The following is a 25,831-nucleotide window of genomic DNA, read 5'->3' as shown; positions in this document are numbered from 1 at the left end:
CCGGACCGTCAAAATTGCGCCGGGCAGCTGAAATCGGACAATGCCTGCAGCCGGAACGGGTTGAGCACCGAACCGAACTGCACATCGAATTCAGCTGTTCGGCCGCTGTCTTCGAAGCGGGCCCGGAAAAGATCCGGCCCTTCGACCGTGACTTTCGCGGCGTCGAAGAGGCGGAAAGGAGACCAATCGCCGCCTTGCGTCATGGCCTCCTGCCAGCCGCCGGGCAGAAATGCGATCCGGGATTGATTGTCGGCGCCCGCAGCCGGCCAGCCGATTGATTTCGATTGTATCGGCCCATGGAAATAGACGACGCGCTCGCCCTCGATCTCCATCATGACAGCATTGGCCGAATCCGACAGCGATACCGGCTTCACGTTGATGGAAATCGCGGGCTTCTCACTGCCGGCGGGGAAAAAGGCGCGTTCGATCTTGTTGGCATTTTCGAATTGCGCGATCGCCTGGCTCGGAATGCTGTCGCCGCCGAAGGTGCCTCGCCAACCCCATGGCTGCGCGCTGGTATCGATGAAGACGTCCAGCCGGTTCTTGAAGAAGGTTTGGAAGAGGCCTTGAGGGCCGAAGAGGCGAACGAAATCCGCCATGGCGATATCCTGGCCGGATGTTCGGTCGAAAGGGTAGCGACCGGTGACGATGCGGGCGCAAAGATCCGCACCTTCGGTGGCCCAAAGATCGTTGATGCGCGCGCGAGCCGTCTTGACCGCCAGCGATCCGATATCGGCGGCAACCGCGACCATCCATGCGTCCGCCGGCGCCGGCAAGCCGCGTGCCTGCTGCAGCAGGTCCTGATTGGCGTTGGCAAGCTGGCCACCGGCGTCGAAGACACGCGCGACCTCCGCCGTCGATGTGGCGGCACGCGACAGCTGGCTATAGATATTCTGCAAAATGGGTTGAAGGTTCTGGATCTGGGAGTGAGGCTTATCGCTACTCCCATCCGTCTTTTCGTTCTGCGAGGCGGCCTGCGTATTGTTGCTGTTCACTTCGAGGGCCGCACGCAATGGTCCATAGGGATCGGGCGTATTGGCGACGCTGGTTGCGACCGAGGCGAGGGCGGCGTCCGGAACATCATCAAGCGACGCGACCTCCGTTCCTGCCGTTGGGCGTAGATCCGTTGCAGTCGCGATGGATTTCAGCACCATCTCGACTGGGCTGGGATTGGCCGCCAGTATCCTCGCCGTCTCGGTCGCATCGGCGAGACTGTTTGCCGGCCGCACCTGCAGATCGGCAAGAAGCGTCGACCATCGCTGCTGGAACGTATCGAAATAAAGCTGCAATGCCGCCTGCGCGATGGCATCCGCGGTCATTCCGGTCGGGTTGCTGTTGTCGCCGCGCACCCATTGTTCCCTAAGCGCTTCTGACGCCGCTGTTTCGACACTCGGCAGCACGACGGTGCGATAGCCCTTGCCGGTGAAAATTCCCGGCATGCCATCGTGCAGCGCTGCTTTTGACTTTCGCTGGAAGACTTGTGCGCCGAGCGGCCCCAAAGCGTCCCCAGGAATCCATGGATCGAGTTGGCGTGCCTGACGGGAGTGGGCGAGAATGTCATAGGTGCGCGCGGCGAGACCCTGTGGGCGGATGGTGTCGCGTGCCTTGGCGATCAGCGTATTGTCGAGTTCGATCGCCGGCAGGCTGCCGGCCGCCAAGGCCTCGACATGCGTGACCAGAGCCTTCCGGGTGGCGACGCGTCCTTCGCCTGGATAGAGCGCGGCAAACATGTCTTCCGCCTGTTGCGAGACGAAATCCTTATCGACAGGTCCCAGTCCGCCGAGCATCCCGTAGAGCTTCAAGCTGTCGAAGGTCTTCTGGACATCAGGAGACTGCTTGAGCTCCCTTTGAAGCTCCACCAGCATGCGCGGCAGCAAGAGGGAATTCAACGCACGCTGATAGGCGCCACGCTGGCGGCTGGCGATCTTGTCCTCCTGGTCGAGGCCGAAACTCGTCGGCCAGACCCTTGCCTCGTCAAAGCCGCCGGTCACGGCGCGCAGATTGTCCAGAGCCGGCAGGACCCGCAGGAAATCCGCGTCGTTGACATCGCGCACCGGAATACCGTTCGCCAGCTTCTCGTAATTGTCGATGCGCCGCTCGGCGGCGGCAATGGCGCGCGAGTTCTGAAAATAGGTTGCCGTCCAGCCGGTGAAGACGATAGCGAGCGCGAGCGCTGCCGCGCCATAGGCGATGCGCCGGATCATCGTTTGGCGGCCGGACAAGCGCCTGTCGCGCGCGACCAACGACGCCTCGCCGAAGATGACTTCCTTGAAGAGGCGCGACAGGAAATAGCTGCGGCGCATGCGGGGCGTTTCCGCAAGCGCTGTCTCCCGGCCTTGCGTCCCGGATGCGAAATAGACGCCGCGCATCAGCGGCGCTTCGACGAGGCTCGAGGACGAGCAAAGCTCGCTCAGCACTTCCTGCAACCGTTCGCCCAGCGAGGCAAGCTCCGCGGGGAAGCGGAATATCCGGCCGCGAACCTCGATATTCGGCTCCTGCTGCAGTCTTTCGATCAGCATCGCATCGACCCGCTGCTGCAGCAGCGCGAATTCTTCCATGAAGCGTTCGGGCAGCTTTTCGCCCTTGTAGCTTTCGTCGAGATTGAAGGTCGTGCCCCAGACCTGTTCGCGATCGGTCTTCGCAAGTCCGTCGAAAAATTCGACGAAGCCGGTCAACAGATCGGCCTTGGTCAGAATGACATAGACCGGCACGCGCGCCTGCAGATATTCGTCAAGCTCCGATAGCCGCTTGCGAATGGAACGCACTTCGTCGAGCTGCGCCTCATGATCGCGGCCGAGCAGGTCGCCGATCGAGAGCGTGACGAGGGCGCCGTTGATCGGCTGCGACCGGCGGTATTTTCTCAAGAGACCGAGGAAGCCCTCCCATCCTGCCTTCGATGCGCCGTTCAGATCATCCTGGGTCGTATATCGGCCTGCCGTATCGATGAGGATCGCCTCGTCGGCGAACCACCAATTGCAGTTGCGGGTGCCGCCCACACCCTGCACCGAATTGCTTCCAAGCGCGTCGCCAAGCGGAAACTTCAATCCCGAATTGCTGAGCGCAGTGGTCTTTCCGGAGCCGGGAGCGCCGAATATGACGTACCAGGGCAGCTCATAGATATAGCCGAAGCGCTTCTTGCTGATGCGACGCAGCAGCAGCAAAGCTTCCTTGAGGCGGCTATGGATCTCTCCGACTTCGGCCTGCTGGCTTGCTGCATCGTCGCTGATGCCGTCCACAAGTGCCTTGTCCCGCTTACGGGCGCGCAGCCTCGAGATCAGCAGATAGGCGAGCCAAACCGCAATGACCACGCCGATTGCGATCAGGCGGGCACTGACGGTGGCCAGCGGTTTGAAGGTGCCGTAGCCGATCGTATAGCCGTAGAACCAGATGAGGACGCAGATGGCCGCGACCCAGATAAGCGATATGAAACGCTGGCCGAGAAGCCCGGCATAGACCGAAACATAGGAGCGAAGCGTATAAAATATACCGAGCGGGTTCATCGGGCAGCCCCCGTCGTTGCTGACGGCGCGGGAGTCGCGTTGCCGCTCAGCGGGCCAGCCGTCGGCTGCGGATCGAGGGCGGCGTCACCAAGCCGTTGCGTCGGATCGGTCAGCACCAGGATTTCCGTGCGCCGATTTGTTTCGCGGCCCTCCGGCGTGTCGTTGCCTGCCAGCGGATCGCTGTCGGCCCGTCCTTCCGTCAGGATCGCATCCTTGCCGGTATAAGCAGCCAGGATATCGCCGACGGCGCGGGCACGGGCTTCGGATAGGTGCCAGTTCGACGGAAATTGGGTCGTTCGGATCGGCACATTGTCTGTGTAGCCGACGACCACGGCGCGGAATCTCTCCGAGGCGAGGGCGCCGCCGATGCGCTGGAGAAGGTCGCGGAACCGGTCACTAACTTCGGCGCTGCCGGTGTCGAACAGACCGGAATTGTTGATGCGGACCAGCAGTCGCCCGTTGGAATTGGAAAGTGTGACGAGCTTGCGGTCGACTTCCGGCTGAAGGAAAGCCAGCAGATTGTCGAGCGGGCTCGGGGCCGGCTTGACCACCGGCGGGGGCATTTCAGGCAGCTTCTTTGGCGGCGGTGGAACCTCGGCGACCGTCTCCTTGGGTTTCGGCGTGTCGATCAGAACGCTCGGTGTGTCGCGCGGCGGCAGGTTTGCCAGGCGCTCGAAGGTCGCATCCGAAGCCTGATTGAGCGAGAGCGTGAAGAACATGTAGCCGAGTGCAAACAGCAGCGCGAGCACGGAAAGGACAGTCCAAAGCGCGACAGCGGTGCGCAGCGGCTTGTGCCGGGCGGAAACGCCACGCCAATGCGGCGACAACTCGCGCTCGAAGACGCCATATTGCCCGAGCAGCGTCTTGTAGAGGCTATCGCGGATGCGGCCGAGTTCCAGCGAACCTCGCGGCGAAACGCGCGTGCGGCCTTCGAAGGCCAATGACAGGCAGAGATATATAAGGAGCAACAGATCCTTGTTGGTGCCCGGGCTCTGCTGGAAATGGTCGAGGAGATCGAACACCCGGTCGCCGCCGGTGACATCCATGTGGAAGGTGGAGACGAGGCCGGAGCGCGCCCAGCCGGCGCGCACGCCCCAGCGCTTGCTCAGCACCACGTCGTCGATGGTTGCGCAGACCACATAATGCGCTGCCCGCGCCCGCTCCGGACTGATACGGGCGCTGGCGAGATCGCGTTCATAGCGCCCGACGGCCTCGATCGTTACGCGCCGCAGCTCGGCGATATCAGGCTGCTCATCGGTGTTGCGGAGATTATGGGCAAGGTTGAGCAGGGGAGCGGCCGAGCGCACGATGGTCGGAACGTCCTCGCCGCCAAAACGGAAGTTGCGGATCAAGGTATCGACGGACCAGCCGCCGGGCGCCACTGCCGCCTGCTGATCGAGTTCGTCATCCAGGATGTCGGCCATCTTGCGGGCAGCGTCGTTCTTCTTGGCGCCGCTCTCGGTCAGCTCGATGATGGTCGGCAACTCGTGCCATGGTGTCGATCGTGGTGTGTTCATTCTCTGAGAGCCCACAGTTCCATCTCCAGGCCAGGGAAGTCGCCGGCAAGATGCAGGGCGATCGCGCCGGAGGTATCAAGCTGTTTCCAAAGCGGATTCTTCGTATCGAGTTCGAAATAGATCGTCCCGGATCGGTAGGGCAGCTGCCGCGGCAGAACAGGCAGCGGGCGGGCGGGGATGCCGGGCAACGCGACATTGACGAGCTCGGCGATCCGCTCGACCGGTCCGATCTTGATCTGCGCCGGCAGCTTGCGCCGCACGTCCTCGGCCGACATCTCGGCGCGCACGGCAAGCACGAAGCCCGCATCCTTGAGCAGCGAGCGGTCGTTGATGGTGCCGACACGCACATCGTGCCGCCGCTCGATGAGCTCGATTGCGACCGCAGCCTGTTCCAGCACTGAGGAAAGAGAAGCGCGCAGATCATTGAAAACAGCTGCAAATGTCGCCTTCAGATCATCGTGGCGGTAAGGTGGGAAATCGCTCGCCCGTTTGCTGTCGGTCGTGAATGTGGCGAGCTCGCCGGCAAGCTCGATGCATTGTTCGTAGAAGGCCATCGGATGCATCCTCGATGCATTCGCCGCAATGTGGCGCAACATCGGATCGGCTCGATTGAGGATGTGCAGCAGGAAATAATCGCCCACCTCGGCGGTGCCGCGCACCGTCGGGTCGCCGATGCGTTCCGCAATTGCCTCGGCGCGGTGACGCACGATGCCAAGCAATTCGGTGATCAGCTCGTTCAGCCGCGCTTCGGCGGCGCAGTTGAGGCAGGGAGCGATATAATCGGGATCAAGGATGACCGCCCTGTCCGAGCGCACCTCGATGATGCGGGCAAGGCCGATCAGTTCGTAACCGGCGAGCTCGTCACCGGTCTTCAGGTAGCGCAAGCTGAGGCGGCCGACATCGATCGGCGCCATGAAGTCGGTTTCGATATTGGAATCCGGCGCCTCGTATAGCGAGGCGGTGACGCGCACGCTGTTGCGCATCGCGCTGCCGTTCAATGCCACGTCCGCCTTGCCGGGCTGGCGCGCCGGCAGGGCGAGATAAACGATGGCATTCTTCGTGGAATCGTCCAGATCGAGCGGAGGCGGCAAGTCCGCGTCGATGGGCGCTTCGAACGGCGTTCCATCGGGCAGGATACCGCGCAGGTTCGATAGCGCGAACTGGCCGATGGCGAGCGCGCTGCGGTCGACGCCGATTTCCGCAACGCCCCAGGGATAGGGCGCCAAGCCCCGCGCGGTCGTGCGCACCAGTCGCTCCGTCCAGCGATCGGCCTGCTGGAAATGCTGTACGCGAAGGAACATGCCCTCGCTCCACGCCACTCGATTTTCGTTCTTCATCGGGTGTTGCCCGTCCTCTCTGCAATGGTGCTGATATCCTGTTCGTCGCGGCTATCCGCGGCGGCGCACACGGCCTCTGCCAGCAAATCGCGGACGGAAATGCTCCGGCCGTCCCTTTCGAACTGGGCGCGATAGGTCTTCCAGTAGTCCCGGCTGCCATGCCACAGCACCTTGCGCGGGGTGGCATCGACGTGGGCTTCGATCATGCGGGGCTCGAACATGCGGCTCGCCTCGCGAATAAGGTTTTCAAGACCCGCGTTGAGGGTGGATTGTCGTGACACGAGAGAACGAAGGCGGTCGGCAAGCCGCTCGGCACGGCTCCGGCCGTAAGGCGTAGCGAGAGAATGGGTGTCCTGATCCTCGATGCCGAAGATCGAGCATTCATCGCCAAGCGCCTGCTCCATTGCGTCGACAAGAGATTCCAGCTTCAAAAGCGGGTCGTCTTCCGGCACGATCGGCTCGCTGCGTGCCCCATGCTCCGGTTCATCGGCGGATTGCGCGTCATTGGCTGGAACGATCGTTCTCGCAGTATCGGTCGCATCCCTGCTGGCGTTGCGGGCGACGGCAACGGAGACATGTGTTGCTGCGCCATGCTCGAGCTGGCTGCCTAGATTGAAGTCCGCGTTCCAATCGTCAGGCAAGATCGGCTTGATACCATCGATATCGGGCGGGCCGCTCCAGCCGACATCGACATTGCGGCTCGACTGCTTATCCTTTCGCGTCGACTGCGGAATGGCCGCGATCCAGTCTTCTCCGCCGCGCTGGCCGAGTATGCCGTTCGCTGTGCCGCCGCCGGGCGCAATATCGGCGAGGATCGAGGAGATCGTCATGGTCTCGTCGCTGAGGCGTAGATCGGCGGCCGGATCGTCAATATCGCGATCGGCTTCGCCGGTGATGACGACAGTGAAGGCGATGTCGCCAAAAGCGATCTTCGATTTGTCCGCCAGCCTTGCGGTTTCGCCTTCAAGGATCGTGACGCCATCGACCTCGGTGCCATTGGCGCTCTGGTCGCGCAACAGGAAGCCGCCACGATCCCGCTCGATCACGCAATGGATCTTCGAAACCAGACGCCGCGGGTCCGATACTTGCCAGTCGCAGTCCGGTGACCGACCGAGCGTGCGCTTGCCGCGCTCGAAGAACCAGCCTTTGCTCGCACCCTCACCAGCGATCTGACGCAACTCAAGCCGCATGGGCACCTCCTTCGGTGGGTGGCCCGCGCTTCGAGCGTGGCTCGGCGATGATGGCGTCCCCGCTGTCGCGATCCGCATTGCCGACGCGTGCCCAGCTGTTCCAGCCGAGCCTGGGCGGATCACCGTCTTCGCTCAGCCGGCAGAAGGGGATGTGCTCCTTCTTCAGGACGACCTGAATATCGAAATCAAGTGCCGGGCCGACATAAAGGCGTGTCAATGCAAAGAGCGCGTCGATGTTACTGCTATCAGGTGAAAGGGAGCAGTAGTCCTCGTAGTCGACGGGTCCGATGACGACGCGAAAACTACCGCCGAAATCATGGATCGCCGCTCCCGCCGTCGCGTTTACCCCCAGCTGCACGCCGTGGGCCTGGCCCATGCGGCTGCGCTCCTCGATGGGGATGGAAAGCCAACGCCCTTTGAACAGCTCGATTGCCACGGGCAGCCCACTGAACTCATGCAGTATGGCCTGCAGATTGACCGTATTGCGGGTCCGGGCCGCAAAGAAACCTGAAAATCTGAGGATGAGCTCATCGTCGGGTCGAACCTGCTCCTTCAGCCGAGCCGTGCCGAAGCCCGCAAGCGAAAAAAGCGTCGTGACGAAGGAGTTTCCGTTTCTGTCCGGATTCCATCGTAGCCGGCGGGCAAGGCGATACTTTTCGCTGGCATCGACGAAAAGCTCGGTCAGACGGCTGGTGAAAAGATCGAAGAAGCTTGCAAGTCCGCGGGCGCGATTGCGCTCCTCGCGCATCACAAGTTCATTGTAGCTCGGCGGCATCGCCCCGAGCGGCCCGAGCAGACCGCCCATGCTGGCACTCAGCGACGCACCATTGCTTTTCCGTTTGAAGTCGTTGACGGCGAGCGGGGCCGGCGAAACGCCGAGCGGCGAGGACACCGACAGATGATCGCCAGCCGAATGTTGGGCGACGCGGAATGCCGTCGTCGGCTCGAAGCGACCGGGGTCGCGTTCGAGCAGCGATGCGAGCATGTCGCTGTCACTCGGCCGGAATTGATCCATCGGCTTCAAACCATCCTTTCGTCAGAGCAGCGGCCGTTCGGCGGCGCGGGCCGGCCAGACGGCGATCGGTTTTGATTGTCCCTTCATTGAGATAGAGAGACGGGTGAAACTATTGATCGAGGTGTAAAGACCGAAAAACCGGTCGAGAACGCTGCCAAAGAGATAGGCCGACGGCCTGTCGATCGCCGCGGGGTCGAATTCCAACCGGATATCGGTGCCAGGAACCATGCCGCCGCTGCCAAGACGGGTCATCGAGCTCTTCGCCTCGATCCGCACCAATGCATCGGCAAGCTGTCTGGTCTCGCGGCTGTCGCGGAAGGCGTAGAGCGAAAGGATGTCCTTCAGCGCGGCCCCGTCATTGTCGAAAATGGAGAGATGGTTGAGCTGCAGATGCGACATGAGTCGCCAGTTGCGGCCCTGCTGCTCGTTCATCCGCACGGAAGGGGTTGGAGCCATCAGCGCCTCGACGGTACCGACTGCTTCGCTACCGGAGGCAAGCTGCAGATAGGGGTGGCCGCCGCCGAAGGGCAGTTGTTCGGGCAGTTCGCGATTGAGGCAAAGGGCGTCGATGCTGGCGATCTTGTCGATCGGTCCGCTGGGGCGGCGCGCGCGATCCACGAAGGCAATCTCCATGTCCGAGGTGCCGTCATCGGCATCGAAACGGCGAGCGCATTGCCAGAACAGCGACGAGGCTCCACCCTTCAGGCCGCGACCGAAGAAAGGCTGGCACTGCTCCTCCTCGCCGGCGCGTCCGGACACGAGCACTCTGTCGATCGCATAGATCTCGCGCGTCTTCTGCCGTCTGGCATCCGGCAGGACGCGATATTCGGTGCGCGTGCCGTCAAGCGCGATCGGCTCGCAGGTCTGGCGGAACAGATTGACCACCGGCGTCGCGTTGAGCACGAAATCGCGCGCCGAAATCGTCCGCTCCAGCTTTGCGTTGGTTTCATCGAGATAGATGAAGATCTCCAGCGTCTCTCCACACCAGGCTTTCAGGCCAACAATGTCGATGAAGAGGAATTTCTGCGGTAGCGCGAAAAATTCGGTCAGCAATCGGTAGCCGGCAAAGCTTGAGGCGGGATAGGGCAGTATGGCTTCGTCCGGCTCGAATCCGACCGGCCGCAGCGCCTTCGCCGGCAACATCACGGGGGCGCGATCATCCGCGTGATGGGCAAGCGCGATGCCGAGCGTGTGGTTGACGAGAAGCTCGTGGATGGCAACCGCCTGCTGCCAGGACGAGCCAATATGCAGCCGGAGCCGATCAAGGCCGATTTCGTTGAGCGGCTTGTTGGTGTCGCGCGCGCGGATCGACAGACGCAGGCAACCGGCAGCACCGGCGTGCGGCGAGGGCGGCGCGCTGATCGGATGGCCTGCCAGCGAAGCCGAGACGATCTCGATCGGCGCGACATCGGTATCCTGGGTCGTGCGAAAGCGGCAGCTCTCGCCGCCGATCGGCTCAGCGAAGATTTCCGTATGACGCGGAACGGTCTGAACTGAGGCAAGCGTGTTGCTTGGCGCAAAGCGCACGATGCTCATCGAGGGCAGCGGGGCGAGATAATGCGGGTAAAGCGTTTCGAGCAGGCCGTCGGTGAGTTCCGGAAACTCGTCATCGAGCTTCTGGCGCACGCGGGCAGCCGAATAGGCGAAACTCTGGATCAGCCGCTCGACATGGGGATCGTCGGCAACTTCGCCGGTCACGCGCAGACGGCCGGCGATTTTCGGAAAGGCATCTGCGAAGCGTGCCGCGCGGCGGCGGATGGCGACGAGTTCGTCATTGTATCGCTGCAGGAAGCCGTCAGCCATTGCCGGCCTCCACAAGGAAACGCTGCGTCGACGGATCGATCGTCGATTCAAAGCTGATCGGCGGCATGCCCTCATGCACCCGGAACGTCGCCTGGATGCGCATACGCAAGGCGCGTTCGCCGTTGCCACGGCTCTTCAGGATGCTGACGCGCACGTCGGAAAGGCGCGTCTCGAAAAGGGCGATCCGTCTCTCGATCAGGCGCGCGAGGCGGCTTTTGGCTTCATCCGTGACGAGGTTGGCCGATACCATGCCGTCGACACCGAAGGATACCAGCGCATCGCCGAGTTCCTCGTGGATCGAAGGTGGTGCGGTCGGGCGGCGTCGGGTATTGAGCAGGGCTTCCAGATCGCGGCGGATGCATTCGCGCAGCTCGCGCAATTGCTCGGCCGCCGTCAGCGGCGGGTCCTGCAATCGATCCGGGTTCTCGTCGATCAGCCGATCGATGATCGATCTGGCGACGATCCTTTCCCGGGGCCTGTAGCGTTCGAGCGGGTCAACCATGGGCGGTGCGCCTCGTCTCTTCGGCGTTGCGGGACACGGCTTCCAGCGTCTCCAGGTCATGGAAGGAGACGAGGTCATCGCCGGCCAGGAAACACTTCTGGCCGCGGCCGGTGGTGATGCCCGTCGGCTCGTCGATCCATTCGGTCTCGCGGCCCAGCAGCAGCTTTGCTCCTGTCGTTCCGTGATAGATCGCGGGCAGGAGGACCTGAGCGCTGGCGCCATCGGCGAGCTCCAGCTCGGCTGTGCGGAAGGCGAGATCACGCGGGCGCGATATGGGCTCGAGGCGAACAGCGGCGATCCTGGAAAAATCGATCCAGAGATAGGCTCCGCCGGTCATGATCGCTTCGAGCGCATGCGGAATTCGGTCGTCGAGATCGCGGAAATCCGAAACCGGCTTGCCGTTCCAGCTCATCGGTCGTTCGCCCCTGAGCTCTTCGAGGGATTGAAGTGCTGCGGCCGTTTCCGGAGAGCTGTCGCGATGTGCAACCGCAACCTTCAGTGCCGCCTGGTCGAGCGCGGTCGGGCCATTCGGGAAATCCGGAGTGGCTGCCTTATCGAACCAGGCCGACCGCGCTGCCATCGCCCGCAACTGATTGCGCAGCAAGGCAAAGCCCATCGTGTCTTCCGGAGCGAAGGTGGCAGCGAGATTGCACTGGGCGTCCGCGCGCGCATAGTCGCCGGCAAGGATCAGGAGATCGATGAAGAGATGCCTGGTGTCCTTGTCGCCCGGCGCCACCTTCAAATGCGCCTTTGCCTGCTCGATCGCATCATCGAGTGCATTTTCGCGGAGGGCTTCGGCGATCTTGGCGGAGAGAGTCATGCAGACATCCTTTGCGGCGCGTTTGCGGGACGGGAGAGCGTCTGCGTCGAGTTCGCTGCTTCCGCGATGAGATGGAAACTTGTCGACACGTCGTCGAGCTGGAAATGCGGCTGCAGCCGCACAGTGCAGGCAAACATGCCCGGCTTGCCGGGAATTTCATCGACCGTGATACCGGCCGAGCGCAGCGGGAAGCGGATACGCAACGGCACATCGGCATCGTCGTTGCCCAGAGTGTAGCTGGAGAGCCAGTCGTTGAGCTTGCGCTCGATCGAGACTGTGTCGGCAAGTCGGCCGATCTCGTCGCGCATGATGACCTTGAGGTAGTGCGAGAAGCGGGAGGCGCAGAGCACGTATTGCAGCATGGCGGCGATGCGCGCGTTTTGCCTCGCCTGCTCGCTCGAATAATGCGGCGGCGCATGCAACGACTGGTTGGAATTGAAGATCGCCGAGGAGGAGAGGTAGGTGGTCGCGACCGGCACGATGCCGAGTTCGCAGAGTTGCTGCTCCTGTGTGTTGGTCAACCGTATTTCGACCGGCGCCTGCTGTGAAAGCCCATGGCTTTCGGTCCCGAGATCGTAGGGCGCCAACTCCTGCGCACTCAACATGCCGCCATCGACCGCGTCCTGGGTCACCCCGCGGATATCGGCGAACCATCCGGATTCGATGAAGTTGCGAATGACGATCATTGCAAAGGCAAAGGCGCCATTACCCCACAGCAAGGTGCTGCCGTCGGCGGCAATGCTTTCGCGAAACGGAAATTGATCGTCGCGTTCACGCGCGAATGCTTCATAGGGCGAGCGCATCAGGATCCGCGGCGCGACAAGTCCCAGAAACCGCGAGTCTTCACGCGCACGAAGCCCGTTCCAGCGAATGCGGGTGGGATCATAGGCAAGCCAGGAAAAGTCCTGGACCCGGTTCAGTTCGTCGAAATGCTGCAGGCCGATTGTCTGCGGCGACGCGGCTGCGATGAAGGGGCAGAAGGCCGCGGCCGCGGCCATGCCGATCTGCGTCAGAGCACCGATCGTATCGCCGCCGCTCGGATCCTGAGGCGAGAGTTCATAGTCGCCGATCAACAGGCCGAAGGGTTCGCCGCCGGGCATGCCGAATTCGCGACTGTAAACCAGCTCGAAGAGATGGCTCTGGTCGAAATCGGTCGTGCGTTCGAGATGCCGCGACAGCTGCGCCCAGCTGACGCTCAGGAGCTTGATTTTCACGTCATCCGATTGCCCGGTGTGGTGCACCAGCATGGCAAGCCCGCGCCACCGCGCTTCCATCGCCTGGAATTCGGGATGGTGCAGGATGGCGTTGACCTGCCGGTTAAGGGCATCGTCGATCATGGCGATCACGCGATGCACCTGACGGGGCCAGGCGGCTCTCGATTCCATCGTCGTCGCGATCATGTTGGCTGACTGAAGGCGCACGGCGGGATGACCGCCGCGCGGTCTCCCCCTAGTTCTTGCTCGGAATACGGGCGACCATTCGCAGCGAGGTGGTCAATTCCTCCATCTGAAGCCAGGGTCGCATCCAGGCAACGGCGTTATAGGAGCCGGGCTTGCCCGGAACCTCCTGGACCGTCACCTTCGCATCGCGCAACGGATACTTGGCGCGCGATTCCTCGCCCGCGTCATCGTTGGCGTTGACATAATTGGAGATCCAGCGATTGAGCCAGTTCTCGCAGTCCTCGGCCTCCATGAAGGAACCGATCTTGTCGCGGCCCATCACCTTGAGATAATGCGCGAAACGCGATGTCGCCATCATGTAGGGCAGGCGAGCGGAAACCGCCGCGTTGGCTGTCGCTTCCGGCTTGTCGTAGAGTTTCGGCTTATGCGTGGTCTGCGCGCCGAAGAACACGGCATAGTCGGTGTTCTTGTAGTGGCAGAGCGGCAGGAAGCCGAGCTTGCCGAGCTCTGCGTCGCGACGGTCGGTGATGCCGACTTCGGTCGGGCATTTGAGATCAAGGTCGCCGTCGTCGCTCGAGAAGATATGCATGGGCAGGTTCTCGACCTTGCCGCCGTTTTCGGCGCCGCGGATGGCCGTGCACCAGCCGCTCTGGGCAAAAGCGTCCGTCAGCCGCGTTCCCATCACGTAGGATGCATTCATCCAGCAATAGGAATTGTGCTCGAGTTCGCCACTCTTGGAATGCTCCGTCTCGTCGAAGCCGAAATCGTCGATCGGGTTGGTCTTCGGTCCGTAGGGCATGCGGGCAAGGACGCGTGGAAGCGCAAGCGTGACGAAGCGCGAATCCTCGCTGTCGCGGAGGCTGCGCCATTTCGCATATTCCACCGTCTCGAAGATCTTTTCGAGATCGCGCGGACGGGCAAGCTCACGATAGTCGTCGAAGCCGAACATGCGGGGGCTTGCCGCTGAAATGAAAGGGGCAAAAGCGGCTGCGGCGATCGACGAGATGGCCTGCAATGTCTGTACGTCATCGAAGGAATTGTCGAATTCGTAGTCGCCGATAATCGCACCCATGGGCTCGCCGCCCGGGGTGCCGAATTCATCCTCGTAGATCGACTTGAAGAGCCGCGACTGATCGAATTCCACGGCCTTTGCCAGATCCTTCGAGACATCGCGTTTCGATGCGTTGAGCACGCGGATCTTCAGATTGACGCTGGTCTCGCTGTTCTTGACCAGGTAGTGCAATCCGCGCCAACTGCCCTCCAGCTTGGCGAACTCAGGCGATTGCATGATGGCGGCGAGCTGCCGGGAAATCTTCCGATCGAGTTCGGCGATGGCGTTGTTGAGGGTGACCGTCAGGTTGCGGTCGTAGGTGACGGTGCCCTTCAAGGCCTGGTCGGTCAGTGTCCTTAGGAGGTCCTGGGCGCGATCGGGTTCGGTTTGCCGGGTTGCTGAAACGATCTGCGTCAGCAGATCCTCCTCGGGCGCAAATTCGGCCTCTTTGGTCTTCAACTGGCTTTCAGCGCTCATTTTTCGATCCTTACGGAAAATGCGGCGATATCGGTGAAGCTTGCGCGCTTGCCGCTATCGGCTGCTTGAAACAGGATTGGCCGATCCGCCCCGCGGACCGCCGATTGCTATCAGCTTGCTGCCGGCTTTTCGTGGGCGCCGAGTTCGGACATCAGCTTCGAAAGATCCGCCTTGTTTTGCAGGACCTCTTCGAGCAGCCGCTCCAGCTCTTCCGAACGGTCCGCCTTGCTCATCAGGTCGCGAAGCTGGTTACGGGCATCGAGAAGGGCCTTCAGCGCGGGGACCTGATTGACGACGGAGCCGGGTTCGAAATCCGTCATACTCTCGAACTTCAGCGAGACGGCAATATCCGAGCCGTTGCCTTCGAGCGTGTTTTCGACCGTGATGTTCAGACCGGGGGTCATGCGGCGCATCACGTCGTCGAAATTGTCCCGATCGATCTGCACGAACTTGCGCTCGCCGAACGGTTTCAGCGGTTGGGTCGGATTGCCGGAGAAATCGCCGAGCACGCCGACGACAAAGGGCAGTTCCTTCACGACCATGGCGCCTTCGGTCTCCACCTCGTACTTGATGTGGACCCTCGGCTTGCGCACTCGCTCCAGTTTTTCATGAACACTTGCCATAAGCTTCTCCTTCAATCCCAGGCGGCAAAACTTGCTTTTCAAATGTGGCGCAACTCGATTTTGGAAAGGGCGGGTTGCAAAAAGTTGAGCGGTAGGTTGTATCGGCTACCCGCTCTTGTTGGATTTCGGCTGAATTCCTGCCGCCGTCAGCACGGCGTTTCGAGCCTGCTGTTCCGGCAGCAATTCGGCCAATAGTTCTGAGAAATCCATGCGTCCACGCCGCACCATCGTCTCGATCGCCATCGAGATCGGAGAGTGCGGCTCTGTGCGACGGAAGTAGCGCGCAACGGCGAGCAACAGCTCGAATGCCTCTTCGCGCGAGCCTATCGATTCGGCGCTCAAGGGCCGGGCACGCGGCTGAGCCGGCTCGTTCGTCCCTTCCGGCGGCTGCGGCACGACCTCGGCTTCGACTGTCTGGGCTTCGATGCCGGCAAGCGTGCGAAGTGCTGATGCGGCCTCAAGCAGGACATTGTGCGTGTTGGAGCTTGGTGGCGCCTTCGCTCCGCAGCGCTCATTCAGGATGGAAACGAGTCGGTCAAAGGCGGCGATGCAGCCGTTGACATGTTCGAGATGGGTGCTCATCGCCGAAGTGCCGGCTTCGATCACGGCCTGGTTCAGTTCCTCGCGTCGCCTGGTCTCGTTGGGTCGTTGCGAAAGCTGGAAATCCCAGAGCGAAAACTGGCCGAATTTCATGCCGGGCACGAGCGCTGTAAGCCGGATCGCCTGGATGATCGTGCCTTCGCCGCCGACCCCATTCAGCCCCGCCAAGGGTGCAAGACGCTCCTCTATGTCGTCCTCGCCGACGGAATGAAATTTCTCCCAATGCTTGTCTAAAAGCGACGCTATCGCCTGGTAGACATCCTTCAATCCTTCGAAACCACGAATGCGTAGTTCTGCTTCCGCGAGCCACGCTAATACTTCGAGGTCCTTACTTTTTGAAGAAACAATCTGCAATCCCAGATTGCTAACATCTGACCAAGCAGGTGGAACGCTAATATTCTCACCAGGCGATATACCTCGTTCTGCAGCCCGAGCCTGGTTTCTTGCGTCCTTTATTCTATAGTATATTTCGCGCATAGAAGTATTACTGCGCATGTTTTCTCCACATGGCGCATTTTCTTCAAATGGAGTCTCTATGTCGCGGACATTGAGCAGGGGCTTAACTCCGAATTTTCAACTACATCGCTTAAGCGCAAGATAGTTATGTCGATATATTTCATTGTCAACCGTGTATATTCTGCAACAGAATTATGACAATGCCAAATTTGGAAGTCAGGCAAAAATTAATGTTTGCGGGCTGGACACATTTGGATAAGCGCCCTAGTTGTTCTCGCGACATGGAGGATGCACCTTGTTGGAAACCTAAGGGGGAGATTTCTACGTGTCCAATATCGATCTCAATCGTCTGATCAGAACGCTTGAGCCAGAATTGCGTGTGGGTCTTGAGGCTGCAGCGTCTCTTGCTGCACGGGATCGGCATGCCGGCGTGGATGTCGCACATTGGATACGTGCGTTGCTCGACGCACCGGAAGTTTGCTCGTTTTTTGAAGGGCTTAACGTGTCTTCACACGCTCTGCGAGCCGAGCTCGATAGCGCCATTGCGGAGTTGCCGCGAGATGGCGGCACGGCACTGGTGCTATCGCAGAGCCTGCTTGCGTTGATGCGGGAAGCTTGGCTGGTCGCCTCGCTTCAATGTGGCCGGAACAGCATCGCTCTGGCCGACCTTCTCACTGCGCTAACCGATGATCAATCGCTGCGAATCATGGCCCGCGGTATGGCGCCTTCGCTGCGAAATCTCGACCGCAACGCGCTCGAAAAACGGTTGAATGTTGTGTCATCAACGGCTGGCGCCGCTTCGCCGACCCAACATTCGGAGCAAGTTCCGGCCACTGGTGAGAACGAATTTCTGCGTCTTTACACCCGGGACATGACCGCCGATGCCAGGCTTGGCCGCATAGATCCCGTCATCGGACGCGACCGCGAGCTCCGTCAGGTCATCGACATCCTGATGCGACGCAGACAGAACAATCCGATCCTGGTCGGCGAGGCCGGCGTCGGCAAGACGGCGGTTGCCGAGGCGCTGGCGCTTGAGATTGCCGCCGGAAGCGTGCCGGATATGCTGAAGCCGGTCCGAATTCTGCTGCTGGATCTCAGCCTGCTGCAGGCTGGAGCGGGCGTAAAGGGGGAGTTCGAGCGTCGCCTGCACGGCGTCGTTGCCGCGGTGCGGGCTTCAGTGGAGCCGATCATCCTGTTCATCGACGAGGCCCATGGCCTGATCGGCGCCGGTGGCCAGGCCGGACAGGGCGACGCAGCCAACATCCTGAAGCCGGCACTGGCGCGCGGCGAGCTGAGGACGATCGCGGCGACGACCTGGAGTGAATACAAGCGCCACATCGAGAAGGATGCGGCGCTGACCCGGCGTTTCCAGGTCGTTCAAGTTCTGGAACCCGACGAAGAGACGGCTATCCGCATGCTGCGCGGCATCGTCGACAGCTTCAAAGCCCATCACAAGGTTCGCATTCGCGATGAGGCCCTGGCCGCCGCCGTTCGCCTTTCGGCGCGCTACATCCCTGCGAGACAATTGCCGGATAAGGCGATCAGCCTCATCGATACGGCCGCTGCCGCCGTATCCCTGGCCCGACAAACCATTCCTGAAGCATTGAAGGGTCTGCGCTACGAGCAAGAGATGCTGGAAGCCGAGGCCGCGGCGCTCACAGCCGAGCCCCCCGCGCCTGAGCTTACTGCCCGCCTGGTCATCATCGAGACCGAGAAGCGTGAAGTGATCGCCGAGATCGAGCGGCTGCAGGCCAAGCTTGACGAGGAGATCCGGCTATCGAAGGAAGCCGATCGAATTGAAGCCTTGCTGAAAGATGCCGGCGCGCAGCCGACCGAAGACGGAACACCCATGCGCGGCGACAACGTCGCGCTTTTCCCGCCCCATGGCTCGTCCCCGGAAACCATTCGCGCGGCGCTGGCGCAGGCGGAACGCAATCTTGCCGATTTTGCCGGAGAGATGCCTTTGGTTCCCCGTGTCGTCGACAAGGAAGTCATTGCCGGCATCGTGGCGCGTTGGACCGGTATTCCGGTCGGCAAACTGCTGTCGGATCAGGTCGAGACGGTCAAGACGCTGGATGCCAGGCTCAAGGAGCGCGTCCTCGGCCAGGATGCCGCAATTGAACGGATTTCGGCTGCCATGCGGTCCGCCCGCGCCGGACTTTCCGATCCGCGCCGCCCGCCGGCCGTCTTCCTGCTCGTCGGCATGTCGGGAACCGGCAAGACCGAAACGGCGCTTTCTTTGGCCGATCTTCTGTATGGCGGCAGCCAGTATCTGACGACCATCAACATGTCCGAGTTCAAGGAGGAGCATAAGGTTTCGCTGCTGCTCGGATCGCCGCCCGGCTATGTCGGCTATGGCGAGGGCGGGGTGCTGACCGAAGCCGTGCGCCGCCGCCCCTATGGCGTCTTGCTGCTGGACGAGATCGACAAGGCCCATCCCGGCGTCCAGGAAGTGTTCTACCAGGTGTTCGACAAGGGAACGCTCCGCGACGGCGAAGGCCGCGATATCGATTTCAAGAACACCACCATCGTCATGACGGCCAATACCGGCTCGGAATTGCTGGCGGCGTTTGCCGCTGACCCGGAAACGATGCCCGAGGGCGAAGCGCTGGAAGCCCTGCTGCTTCCCGAATTGCAGAAACATTTCAAGCCCGCTTTCGTCGGCCGCACCACGGTTCTGCCTTTCCTGCCGCTGAATGGCGCGACGCTGAGCGGCATCGTCGACATCCAGATCGGCCGGATCCAAGACCGCGTGGCTGCCTCATACGGCACGACCGTTTCGCTGTCGGCAGAGGCCCGAGAGGCGCTGGTCGCCCGCGCCAAGGCGAGCGAAATGGGCGCCCGTGCCATCGAGACCATGATCGGACGCGATCTTTTGCCCGAACTGTCGACCTTCTTCCTCGACGCCGTTGCGGCGGGACGCAAGGTCGCCGGCATAACCATCAGTTTTGGCGATCACCGGTTCCTCATCGAGGAACATCCGGTGGACGACAGTGAATTCGCTGGCCGTGAAACAGGCGGCACGGCGAATGAGGCAGCCCCGGACGAGCATCATGTCCGGATGCGGCATTAGACGGAAAGGTAACCCGCCTTGCAGCGACAAGGCGAATTCAATCCCAACAGGAGAGCTGAGAGCATGCCGATTTATCTGCAAATCGACGGAATTCAGGGTGATGCCACCCACGAGCAGCACAAGAAGTGGATGGATATCGAAGTCATCCACTGGAACGTTTCGCGCAACATGAAGACGTCGGCCGGTTCGGCAGCGAACCGTGAAGCTTCCGAGCCCACCGTTTCGGAAGTGATCCTGACCAAGGTCAGCGATTCCTCGTCGACCAAGCTGTTCCAGGAAGCATGCTCGGGCCGCACCGGCAAGCAAGCCGTGATCCATCTGGTAACCACAGGCAATCCGGGTGATACCTATATCGAATACACGCTCACAAACACGCTGATCGCCAGCTATTCGGTCGATTCCAATGGCGATCGTCCGGTCGAAACGATCAAGCTCAACTTCACCAAGATGGAAGTGAAGTACACGCCTTACGACGACTCGCAGTCGCCGCAGTCGCCGATGATCGCTTCCTACGACCTGGCAACGACCAAGGCCGCCTAACGATAGCACCGTTTTCCGGCGCGTTGCGATTAAACGCGCCGGAGCAGTGTTCGACGCTAAATCGCCGCCGTGGCTGCGATTTGCACGTTTTTGACAACGTTTTTCATCGAGGTCGCCATGGTAGATTTTTCCGTTTCGTCGCCGGCGCTGCAAATGGAGCCGGTGAGGCAGACCGACCTTCCGCCAATGAGGCGCGCAGGCCGCGGTCCTTCCTATGATTACTTCTCCTATCCCAGTGGTCCGCGCGAATTCGCCGCCCGGAACCAGGCCATGGGTGCTGCAGCATCTCTCTTTCGGATGTTTTCCGAAAAAGCCAATGAGATGTCGTTGACGCATTGGCTGCAGCGATGGCTGCGCAACAACGAAGCCAACATCATCCGGGAGATGGATACCAACCATCATTCCGTGTTCGTTGCCCAGTTCAACTATTCCGTCACCGACGGTGAGACCCGGGCGTATATGGCACGAGGCGCCTATCTGCTCGGCACGGTCGCTTCACGCGCCGAAATCGGCAAGATCCTGACGCCGGAAGTGCTTTACGGCCCCGGCATGCACGAGACCTTACCGAACGGCACGTTGTTTCAGATGGCCTATCTCGTCGGCGGCCGCAAGCAGGTGCTCGGTAGCGCCGGCAAGGCGGGTGCAGCGAGCTCACGGGTAGGATGACGCACAGATGAACGACCAGCCTTCGGCCAATGATTTCATCCAGGCGACCCGAAATCTCAGGGTCGTCTCGCCGCTAGGTACCGACCAGCTCCTGCCGGAGCGGGTGACGATAACGGAAGGCGTATCCTCGCTTTTCGATATCCGGCTTTCCGTGCGCGCCAAGCGGGAAGTCATCCAGCCGGAGGACTTGATCGGCCGCCTGGTCGACATTTCCATCGAGGTCCAGCAGTCCGAAGATGGCGGAGACGGCGTTCGCCGTCCCTTCAACGGTCTGGTGACGGCTCTTCAGGAGGGACCGCCGATCACGCGCGGACTGCGCTCCTATTCAATGGTGCTGAAGCCGCAAATGTGGCTGCTATCCCAGCGCTCGGACTGCCGCATATGGATGGACAAGACCAGCATCGACATTGTCGAAACGCTGTTTTCCGAGCACGGCATTCCGGCACCCGACGTCTCCGGTGTGGTCACGACACCCCCACCGCAGCATTATTCGGTGCAATGGAACGAGACCGATCTGGACTATCTGACCCGCCGTTTTGAAGAGGACGGCCTGTTCTACTGGTTCTCCCATGAGAATGGCAGCCACCGGCTGCATGTTTCCGACGGTGCGAATTCATGGGCCGGACCGTCACCTTCCGCGCAAGGCGAGGGCAGGGTGCGTCTTGCGCAAGGTTCGACCGACCGCAACCATATCAACGAATGGATGAGGCATTACGCTTATATCCCCGGCCAACGGGCCGGCGCCGACTGGAACTTCGAGACCCCGCAGATCGTGCCGGGCACCACGACGCCTTCGCTGGTGCAGATGCCGGGCGCGATGAAGCGTGAGCTTTACGAATATCCCGCCCGTATTGCCTCTGTCTCGGAAGCCGAGCGGGCAGAGAAGCTTCGCATGCAGGCGAGCGAGGCCGACCACAATCGCGTCGTCGGGCGTTCGACATCGCGGATACTGGAGGCGGGTCGGCGGTTTACACCCTATGAGGTTGCCCATCCCGAACATGTCTACGAGGAGCACGTGATCATCCGCGCGACCCACGTCGCCGTCGATCCTTCGTACGAAACCAACATGGATCAGCCGGAATATACCAACGAGTTTGAGGCGGTGCCGTCACGCGTGCCGATGACGCCGCATCGCAACACCGAGCGGCCGCGCATCCGCGGCACGCAGGTGGCCATCGTCGCCGGTCCCGCCGGCGAGGAGATCCATCCGGACCAATATGGCCGCATCAAGCTCTGGTACCCCTGGGACCGAAAGGCAAAGAAGGACGGTTCGGACACCTGCTGGGTGCGTGTTGCCCAGAACTGGGCGGGCGGCACCTGGGGCGGCCAGATCATCCCCCGCATCGGCATGGAAGTCATGGTCGCCTTCATCGACGGCGATCCGGACAGGCCGCTGGTGACCGGTATGGTACCAAACCCGGCCAATAGCGTGCCCTATACGCTGCCGGCGAATAAGACAAAATCCATCTTCAGAACACAAACGCACAAGGGCACCGGGTTCAACGAGTTGACGTTTGAAGACGAAAACGGGCGCCAAGAGATCTACATGCACGCCCAGCGCGATCATCGCGTGCATGTGGAGAATTCCCATTCGAAACGCATCGACAACAACCAGGCGGAGTCGATAGGGCACAATAAGTCCATCGAAGTCGGCAATAACCATCACGAAGTCATCGGCGGCAACATGACGCTGATGGTCGGCCCGAACATCTTGCAAAAGGGGGTCACGGCCGCGATGGGAATATTGCGCGACACGGTAGGCAATGTGCTGACGGATAAGCTCGGCGGCTTCACCGATATGCTCGGCTTTATCTCTCAAGCCACCATGGGCGAGGGCAACATGATCGTCGGCGTCGGCAAGAACAAGGCCGAAACGGTGATGGTATCGTCTACGGAAATCGTCGGAGCTGCCAAGGCAACCACGGTCGGCGGTGGGTATCAGCTGACCGTTGGCGGCGTGAAGAACGAGAGCGTGGCGATGGGATCTTGGGAGGAAGTGGGACAGACCAAAGTGTCGATGATTGGATACAAATACGAGATCATTTGCGGCAAATCTCGATTGGTCATGGAACGAGATGGGACGATTACCCTTGAAGGGGTCAAGCTCAACATCAAGCAGGACACGTCCGTTACCGTGACTGCTGGAAAAATTGACATGAATTGAGGATGTGATGGCGACGAAATTCCTCACAGGCACTTGGGAAGGCGACGAAACGGACAATCAGCAAAAGCGCGATGACCGTCGAAAAGCCTTTTGGGAAGAGCTTGGTATCACACCCGCGAAAGATACATCCGAAATTGATATCCCCGTCGCCCAGCGGATGGATCTTTTCCAGTCATTGGTCCAGCAAACGATATCAGGCCCGGAGGCCAATGTGCAGATGAAAGCCATAGCGCTTGCCGCTGCGCAAGCAGTCGGCGGTATGACGCTTGGGTCAATGGACGCTGGGGCGCCAAGCCTCGCGTTTTCGTGGAGCGAACTCCTGCCGATTGAGATGAAGAAATTCTTTCAACAATGGCACGTCACCGCTTTTGAAGCATCAAAAATAGACGGTGCATGAGATGGGTCCCGGTACCGGCGCTGCGAACAATTTAACCAACGCGGGAAACAACCCAGGCGCGGGCGCGGATATCACAAAAGGAACCCATGCCGACAATGCGTGCTCGATTGTCGCCTACACCGGCGAGAAATTTTATGAATACGTCGCCATAGCCAAGATGGTCTATGTGCTTGCGACCGACGCGGAAGCCCGCAAGCAATTGATGGCCGGCATTTCTGAAGGCGGTTTTGGCCATCTCATGTCGGGCTATGGTTATTCCGAAATGGCCCAGAGCAATTTCCAGTTATCCGCAACGGAGCAGATTCTCAGCTGGTTTGGGTTAGGTGACAAAGACAAAGCTGAAAAATATGCCAAGGATGGCATGAATATGCAGCTTCTGAGCCAATCCGAATATAGTAAAGCCGCCGACGCGATAGCTGGCTATTTCAGTGAAACATGGAATGCCATCAAAAAGCGGTTTACACAATGCGGCTGGCTTTATGGCATTGCCACGCTGACGGTAGACGGTGTCTTTTTGGTGGGCGATCTTGCGCTCGGCGAGGGAATAAGCGCTGCCGCCAAGGCGATGTTGAAATCGCTCAAGGTTTTCGTCCGCGTGGTGAAAGCTGGAGAAGAGGCGGGTAAAGCCTCGAAGGTCGTCGTCGAATTCACGCATGCGTCCGGTGGCAAAGTGGAGCGTGAGTTTGCTGTAGATCAACTCGAGCGTGAGTTTGGAAAGCCTGAAGATCATCATCCAGGGGTAAAGACAGAGGACCCAAATCATAATCCGTCCCCCGAAAATGAGCCGAAGAATGGTGACGCGGCTGGCAAGCCAAAATCAGGCAAGCTTACCCGCGGCAGAAATGAAAACGAAATCACTTACGATCCGGAAACTGGTAGGCCGATCAATGCGAAAGGCACTCTGCGCGAGGACTTTGGAGGCACGACCAGAGGTGACAATGCTACGGCCATCGGTAAGCTAGGCGATCCGGGTGATCAGGGCGGTCACCTCGTTGCGCACAGATTTATGGGCGATACGCCAGATTATGGTATCGCTCCTCAAGCTGGCAATCTTAACACCGGCGCATGGAAAACGATGGAGAATGAGTGGGCCGACTGGGTAAACAAGGGCTACGAAGTCAATTATAACATTGACGTCAATCCGCCTGGATCGGTGCGTCCAAGCAGCTTTGATGTTGAGTACACCATTCGCGATCCCAAAACGGGCGCGGTTAAATATAGTAACGAGAAACGCTTCAAAAATGAGGCGGGCCAAAGCTTCAACAGAATTCGATTTCGGGACATGGAGTAATAAATGTCGGAAAACATGGAACTCATGGGCGACATTGCACGGGCGATTGTGAACTCGGGCAAAATGCAGGGTGTCGAGTGGGTCGAGATCTCAATTGTGGTTACAGTTGATGAGAGCGGCGAAGCAAGCGAGATATTCGGCTATGCTTACGATGAGAAGGGAAATTATACCGCTGTTGCGCCAAAATTGCGCGAGATCGAGCAGCCAGTAGCCGCATATCGAGAATGGCTTCGTCAAGACGGAGACAAAGGCTTTCGAAAGATTCTATTCCAATTCAATCGTGTGAGCCGCAAGGTTAACGCTGACTTTGAGTATGAAAACCTCGGACGTTGGCAGGTAACACCGAAGAACGTCGATGCCATAATCGCGCAACTTCGCCCTAACCTCGGAGAATAGGGCATTGTCGGACAGCCTCTACAGAAATGGTGGAACGATTGTTTCGCTTGCCGATGAGCGGCAGCGACGGCGTGAGCATCTAACAGCTGTAGTGCGGTCAGTCCTTGCTGCGGATGTACTTACGGATGAGCGTTGGCAGACTATAGCCGTCGTATTTTCGATTTCTGATGGTGGGCGGAATTTCGGCAACAGTGGCTATGCCTATGGCGCGGATGGCCCATGGTGGGCTTTTAGTTGCTCTATAAAGGATGTGAAGCCAGCTGTGATTGCGTTTCTTGACGATTCTAATCGGGGGATTCCTCAGGCCTTGTGTCGGGTACTTCTACAGTATGACAGAAGGAGCCAGCGTGCGCGCCTTGTTTCGGAAACCGATACTCCGGAACGCTGGTCCATCACGCCAGGGACGGCACGAACCATGATAAAGGAGCTTCGGCCTGATTTCGATAATTTCGGTGGGAATACTTCCGCCTGAAAGGAGGGCCACGTGGATTATGCGCTATCCGAGTATAGGTTTGAGGGCCGCAAACATCAGTCTTCCCGTTGGCGGAAATCGGATGGTCGTGTCGGCCAGCCTCAATTCGCCGCCCTCCTGGCCAAAAAATGAGACTCTCGACGGGGCGGAAGCAAGGTTTCGGAAGCTTTACCCCAACACGCCTTCTATTGCTGATTTGTCGAGCTTGCGAGCGAAGCAATCAACGTCATGACAGCAATCCCTGTAATCCGCATTCCAAAGAGAAACCATTCGGGTCCAAAATCATGAATGATATCCCAAAGAAAGCTCTTTTCGTTGAAGCCATACCGCTTGATGAAGGGGGCACGTGGTCGAAGTTGCGTAAGCTCGCAGAGATGCTGGAGATCGATCCAGACTCGGGAACGATGACCATCCGCAACGGAAAGTCATCGCTCACACTTCGACAGGATGGTCGCATCACGGTGCAGGGCGTGTCGATCGCCCAATCTGCCGAACGTCATATATCGCTCGATGCCGCGACGATTGACCTGAATTGAGGTGC

Annotated in this window: 21 protein-coding genes; 9 read left to right on the top strand and 12 right to left on the bottom strand. The window is 60.1% G+C overall.

The annotated features are described in order from the left end of the window. Positions 1-8: 8 nt before the first annotated feature. From tssM to tssA, 12 genes are all read right to left on the bottom strand, one after another. Positions 9-3,500, bottom strand: coding sequence for a type VI secretion system membrane subunit TssM (tssM, locus tag JTP94_RS14625; RefSeq protein ID WP_204851214.1), 3,492 nt, complete (start codon positions 3,498-3,500; stop codon positions 9-11). Next, positions 3,497-5,017 (bottom strand): type VI secretion system protein TssL, long form, encoded by a 1,521-nt coding sequence (gene tssL, locus JTP94_RS14620; RefSeq protein ID WP_204851213.1) that lies wholly within the window; start codon positions 5,015-5,017, stop codon positions 3,497-3,499. Before tssL ends, tssM begins: the two co-directional genes overlap by 4 nt. After that, the gene (gene tssK / locus JTP94_RS14615; protein WP_204851212.1) at positions 5,014-6,354 is read right to left on the bottom strand and encodes a type VI secretion system baseplate subunit TssK; all 1,341 of its coding nucleotides are present in this window, start codon (positions 6,352-6,354) and stop codon (positions 5,014-5,016) included. The genes tssL and tssK overlap by 4 nt, the downstream gene beginning before the upstream one ends. Next, entirely contained in the window at positions 6,351-7,544 is a 1,194-nt protein-coding gene (locus tag JTP94_RS14610) for an FHA domain-containing protein (RefSeq protein ID WP_204851211.1), read from the bottom strand. The genes tssK and JTP94_RS14610 overlap by 4 nt, the downstream gene beginning before the upstream one ends. After that, positions 7,534-8,559: a type VI secretion system baseplate subunit TssG gene (tssG, locus tag JTP94_RS14605; protein WP_204851210.1), complete on the bottom strand. Its 1,026-nt coding sequence runs from the start codon at positions 8,557-8,559 to the stop codon at positions 7,534-7,536. Before tssG ends, JTP94_RS14610 begins: the two co-directional genes overlap by 11 nt. Before the next feature lie 21 nt (positions 8,560-8,580). After that, positions 8,581-10,362 carry a type VI secretion system baseplate subunit TssF gene (gene tssF / locus JTP94_RS14600; RefSeq protein WP_204851209.1) on the bottom strand — a complete coding sequence of 594 codons (1,782 nt, stop codon included), beginning with the start codon at positions 10,360-10,362 and terminating at the stop codon, positions 8,581-8,583. After that, positions 10,355-10,864, bottom strand: a complete 510-nt coding sequence (tssE, locus tag JTP94_RS14595; RefSeq protein WP_204851208.1) for a type VI secretion system baseplate subunit TssE — start codon at positions 10,862-10,864, stop codon at positions 10,355-10,357. Before tssE ends, tssF begins: the two co-directional genes overlap by 8 nt. Next, on the bottom strand, positions 10,857-11,684 hold the full coding sequence (locus tag JTP94_RS14590) for a type VI secretion system accessory protein TagJ (protein ID WP_204851207.1): 828 nt from the start codon (positions 11,682-11,684) through the stop codon (positions 10,857-10,859). Before JTP94_RS14590 ends, tssE begins: the two co-directional genes overlap by 8 nt. After that, complete coding sequence (gene tssC, locus JTP94_RS14585; protein WP_281434807.1) at positions 11,681-13,084, bottom strand: type VI secretion system contractile sheath large subunit; 1,404 nt, start codon at positions 13,082-13,084, stop codon at positions 11,681-11,683. The genes JTP94_RS14590 and tssC (JTP94_RS14585) overlap by 4 nt, the downstream gene beginning before the upstream one ends. 49 nt (positions 13,085-13,133) lie before the next feature. Next, positions 13,134-14,612 carry a type VI secretion system contractile sheath large subunit gene (gene tssC, locus JTP94_RS14580; protein ID WP_204851206.1) on the bottom strand — a complete coding sequence of 493 codons (1,479 nt, stop codon included), beginning with the start codon at positions 14,610-14,612 and terminating at the stop codon, positions 13,134-13,136. Between the two features lie 110 nt (positions 14,613-14,722). Continuing rightward, positions 14,723-15,235, bottom strand: coding sequence for a type VI secretion system contractile sheath small subunit (gene tssB, locus JTP94_RS14575; protein WP_034511320.1), 513 nt, complete (start codon positions 15,233-15,235; stop codon positions 14,723-14,725). A gap of 105 nt (positions 15,236-15,340) precedes the next feature. Then, positions 15,341-16,330 (bottom strand): type VI secretion system protein TssA, encoded by a 990-nt coding sequence (tssA, locus tag JTP94_RS14570; protein ID WP_204851205.1) that lies wholly within the window; start codon positions 16,328-16,330, stop codon positions 15,341-15,343. 286 nt (positions 16,331-16,616) lie between these two features. Here tssA and tssH point away from each other — a divergent pair, with 286 nt between their 5' ends. From tssH to JTP94_RS14525, 9 genes are all read left to right on the top strand, one after another. Next, positions 16,617-19,364, top strand: a complete 2,748-nt coding sequence (tssH, locus tag JTP94_RS14565) for a type VI secretion system ATPase TssH (RefSeq protein WP_204851204.1) — start codon at positions 16,617-16,619, stop codon at positions 19,362-19,364. Positions 19,365-19,427: 63 nt separating this feature from the next. Beyond that, positions 19,428-19,904: an Hcp family type VI secretion system effector gene (locus JTP94_RS14560; RefSeq protein WP_034511314.1), complete on the top strand. Its 477-nt coding sequence runs from the start codon at positions 19,428-19,430 to the stop codon at positions 19,902-19,904. 117 nt (positions 19,905-20,021) lie between these two features. Continuing rightward, complete coding sequence (locus JTP94_RS14555; RefSeq protein WP_092574930.1) at positions 20,022-20,570, top strand: hypothetical protein; 549 nt, start codon at positions 20,022-20,024, stop codon at positions 20,568-20,570. A gap of 7 nt (positions 20,571-20,577) precedes the next feature. Next, positions 20,578-22,734, top strand: coding sequence for a type VI secretion system tip protein TssI/VgrG (tssI, locus tag JTP94_RS14550; protein WP_204851203.1), 2,157 nt, complete (start codon positions 20,578-20,580; stop codon positions 22,732-22,734). A 7-nt stretch (positions 22,735-22,741) separates the two neighbouring features. Next, on the top strand, positions 22,742-23,131 hold the full coding sequence (locus JTP94_RS14545) for a hypothetical protein (RefSeq protein ID WP_204851202.1): 390 nt from the start codon (positions 22,742-22,744) through the stop codon (positions 23,129-23,131). 1 nt (position 23,132) lies between these two features. Continuing rightward, complete coding sequence (locus JTP94_RS14540) at positions 23,133-24,422, top strand: DNA/RNA non-specific endonuclease (RefSeq protein ID WP_204851201.1); 1,290 nt, start codon at positions 23,133-23,135, stop codon at positions 24,420-24,422. Between the two features lie 3 nt (positions 24,423-24,425). Further along, a complete protein-coding gene (locus JTP94_RS14535; protein WP_204851200.1) occupies positions 24,426-24,818 on the top strand; it encodes a hypothetical protein in 393 nt (130 codons plus the stop codon). Positions 24,819-24,822: 4 nt separating this feature from the next. Next, entirely contained in the window at positions 24,823-25,290 is a 468-nt protein-coding gene (locus JTP94_RS14530; protein ID WP_204851199.1) for a hypothetical protein, read from the top strand. A gap of 284 nt (positions 25,291-25,574) precedes the next feature. Continuing rightward, positions 25,575-25,826, top strand: coding sequence for a hypothetical protein (locus tag JTP94_RS14525; RefSeq protein ID WP_034511304.1), 252 nt, complete (start codon positions 25,575-25,577; stop codon positions 25,824-25,826). The last annotated feature ends 5 nt before the right edge of the window (positions 25,827-25,831 follow it).

Origin of the sequence: Martinezella lusitana (genome assembly GCF_016901135.1) — a bacterium.
Taxonomy (GTDB): Bacteria; Pseudomonadota; Alphaproteobacteria; order Rhizobiales; family Rhizobiaceae; genus Rhizobium; species Rhizobium lusitanum_D.
This window is presented reverse-complemented; position numbering and strand designations above follow the sequence as displayed.

Bases quoted from the DNA above. Each gene is read 5' to 3' on its own strand.
- tssM (WP_204851214.1), bottom strand. From the start codon at position 3,500: ATGAACCCGCTCGGTATATTTTATACGCTTCGCTCCTATGTTTCGGTC.
- tssL (WP_204851213.1), bottom strand. From the start codon at position 5,017: ATGAACACACCACGATCGACACCATGGCACGAGTTGCCGACCATCATC.
- tssK (WP_204851212.1), bottom strand. From the start codon at position 6,354: ATGAAGAACGAAAATCGAGTGGCGTGGAGCGAGGGCATGTTCCTTCGC.
- JTP94_RS14610 (WP_204851211.1), bottom strand. From the start codon at position 7,544: ATGCGGCTTGAGTTGCGTCAGATCGCTGGTGAGGGTGCGAGCAAAGGC.
- tssG (WP_204851210.1), bottom strand. From the start codon at position 8,559: ATGGATCAATTCCGGCCGAGTGACAGCGACATGCTCGCATCGCTGCTC.
- tssF (WP_204851209.1), bottom strand. From the start codon at position 10,362: ATGGCTGACGGCTTCCTGCAGCGATACAATGACGAACTCGTCGCCATC.
- tssE (WP_204851208.1), bottom strand. From the start codon at position 10,864: ATGGTTGACCCGCTCGAACGCTACAGGCCCCGGGAAAGGATCGTCGCC.
- JTP94_RS14590 (WP_204851207.1), bottom strand. From the start codon at position 11,684: ATGACTCTCTCCGCCAAGATCGCCGAAGCCCTCCGCGAAAATGCACTC.
- tssC (WP_281434807.1), bottom strand. From the start codon at position 13,084: ATGATCGCGACGACGATGGAATCGAGAGCCGCCTGGCCCCGTCAGGTG.
- tssC (WP_204851206.1), bottom strand. From the start codon at position 14,612: ATGAGCGCTGAAAGCCAGTTGAAGACCAAAGAGGCCGAATTTGCGCCC.
- tssB (WP_034511320.1), bottom strand. From the start codon at position 15,235: ATGGCAAGTGTTCATGAAAAACTGGAGCGAGTGCGCAAGCCGAGGGTC.
- tssA (WP_204851205.1), bottom strand. From the start codon at position 16,330: ATGCGCAGTAATACTTCTATGCGCGAAATATACTATAGAATAAAGGAC.
- JTP94_RS14560 (WP_034511314.1), top strand. From the start codon at position 19,428: ATGCCGATTTATCTGCAAATCGACGGAATTCAGGGTGATGCCACCCAC.
- JTP94_RS14555 (WP_092574930.1), top strand. From the start codon at position 20,022: ATGGTAGATTTTTCCGTTTCGTCGCCGGCGCTGCAAATGGAGCCGGTG.
- tssI (WP_204851203.1), top strand. From the start codon at position 20,578: ATGAACGACCAGCCTTCGGCCAATGATTTCATCCAGGCGACCCGAAAT.
- JTP94_RS14545 (WP_204851202.1), top strand. From the start codon at position 22,742: ATGGCGACGAAATTCCTCACAGGCACTTGGGAAGGCGACGAAACGGAC.
- JTP94_RS14540 (WP_204851201.1), top strand. From the start codon at position 23,133: ATGGGTCCCGGTACCGGCGCTGCGAACAATTTAACCAACGCGGGAAAC.
- JTP94_RS14535 (WP_204851200.1), top strand. From the start codon at position 24,426: ATGTCGGAAAACATGGAACTCATGGGCGACATTGCACGGGCGATTGTG.
- JTP94_RS14525 (WP_034511304.1), top strand. From the start codon at position 25,575: ATGAATGATATCCCAAAGAAAGCTCTTTTCGTTGAAGCCATACCGCTT.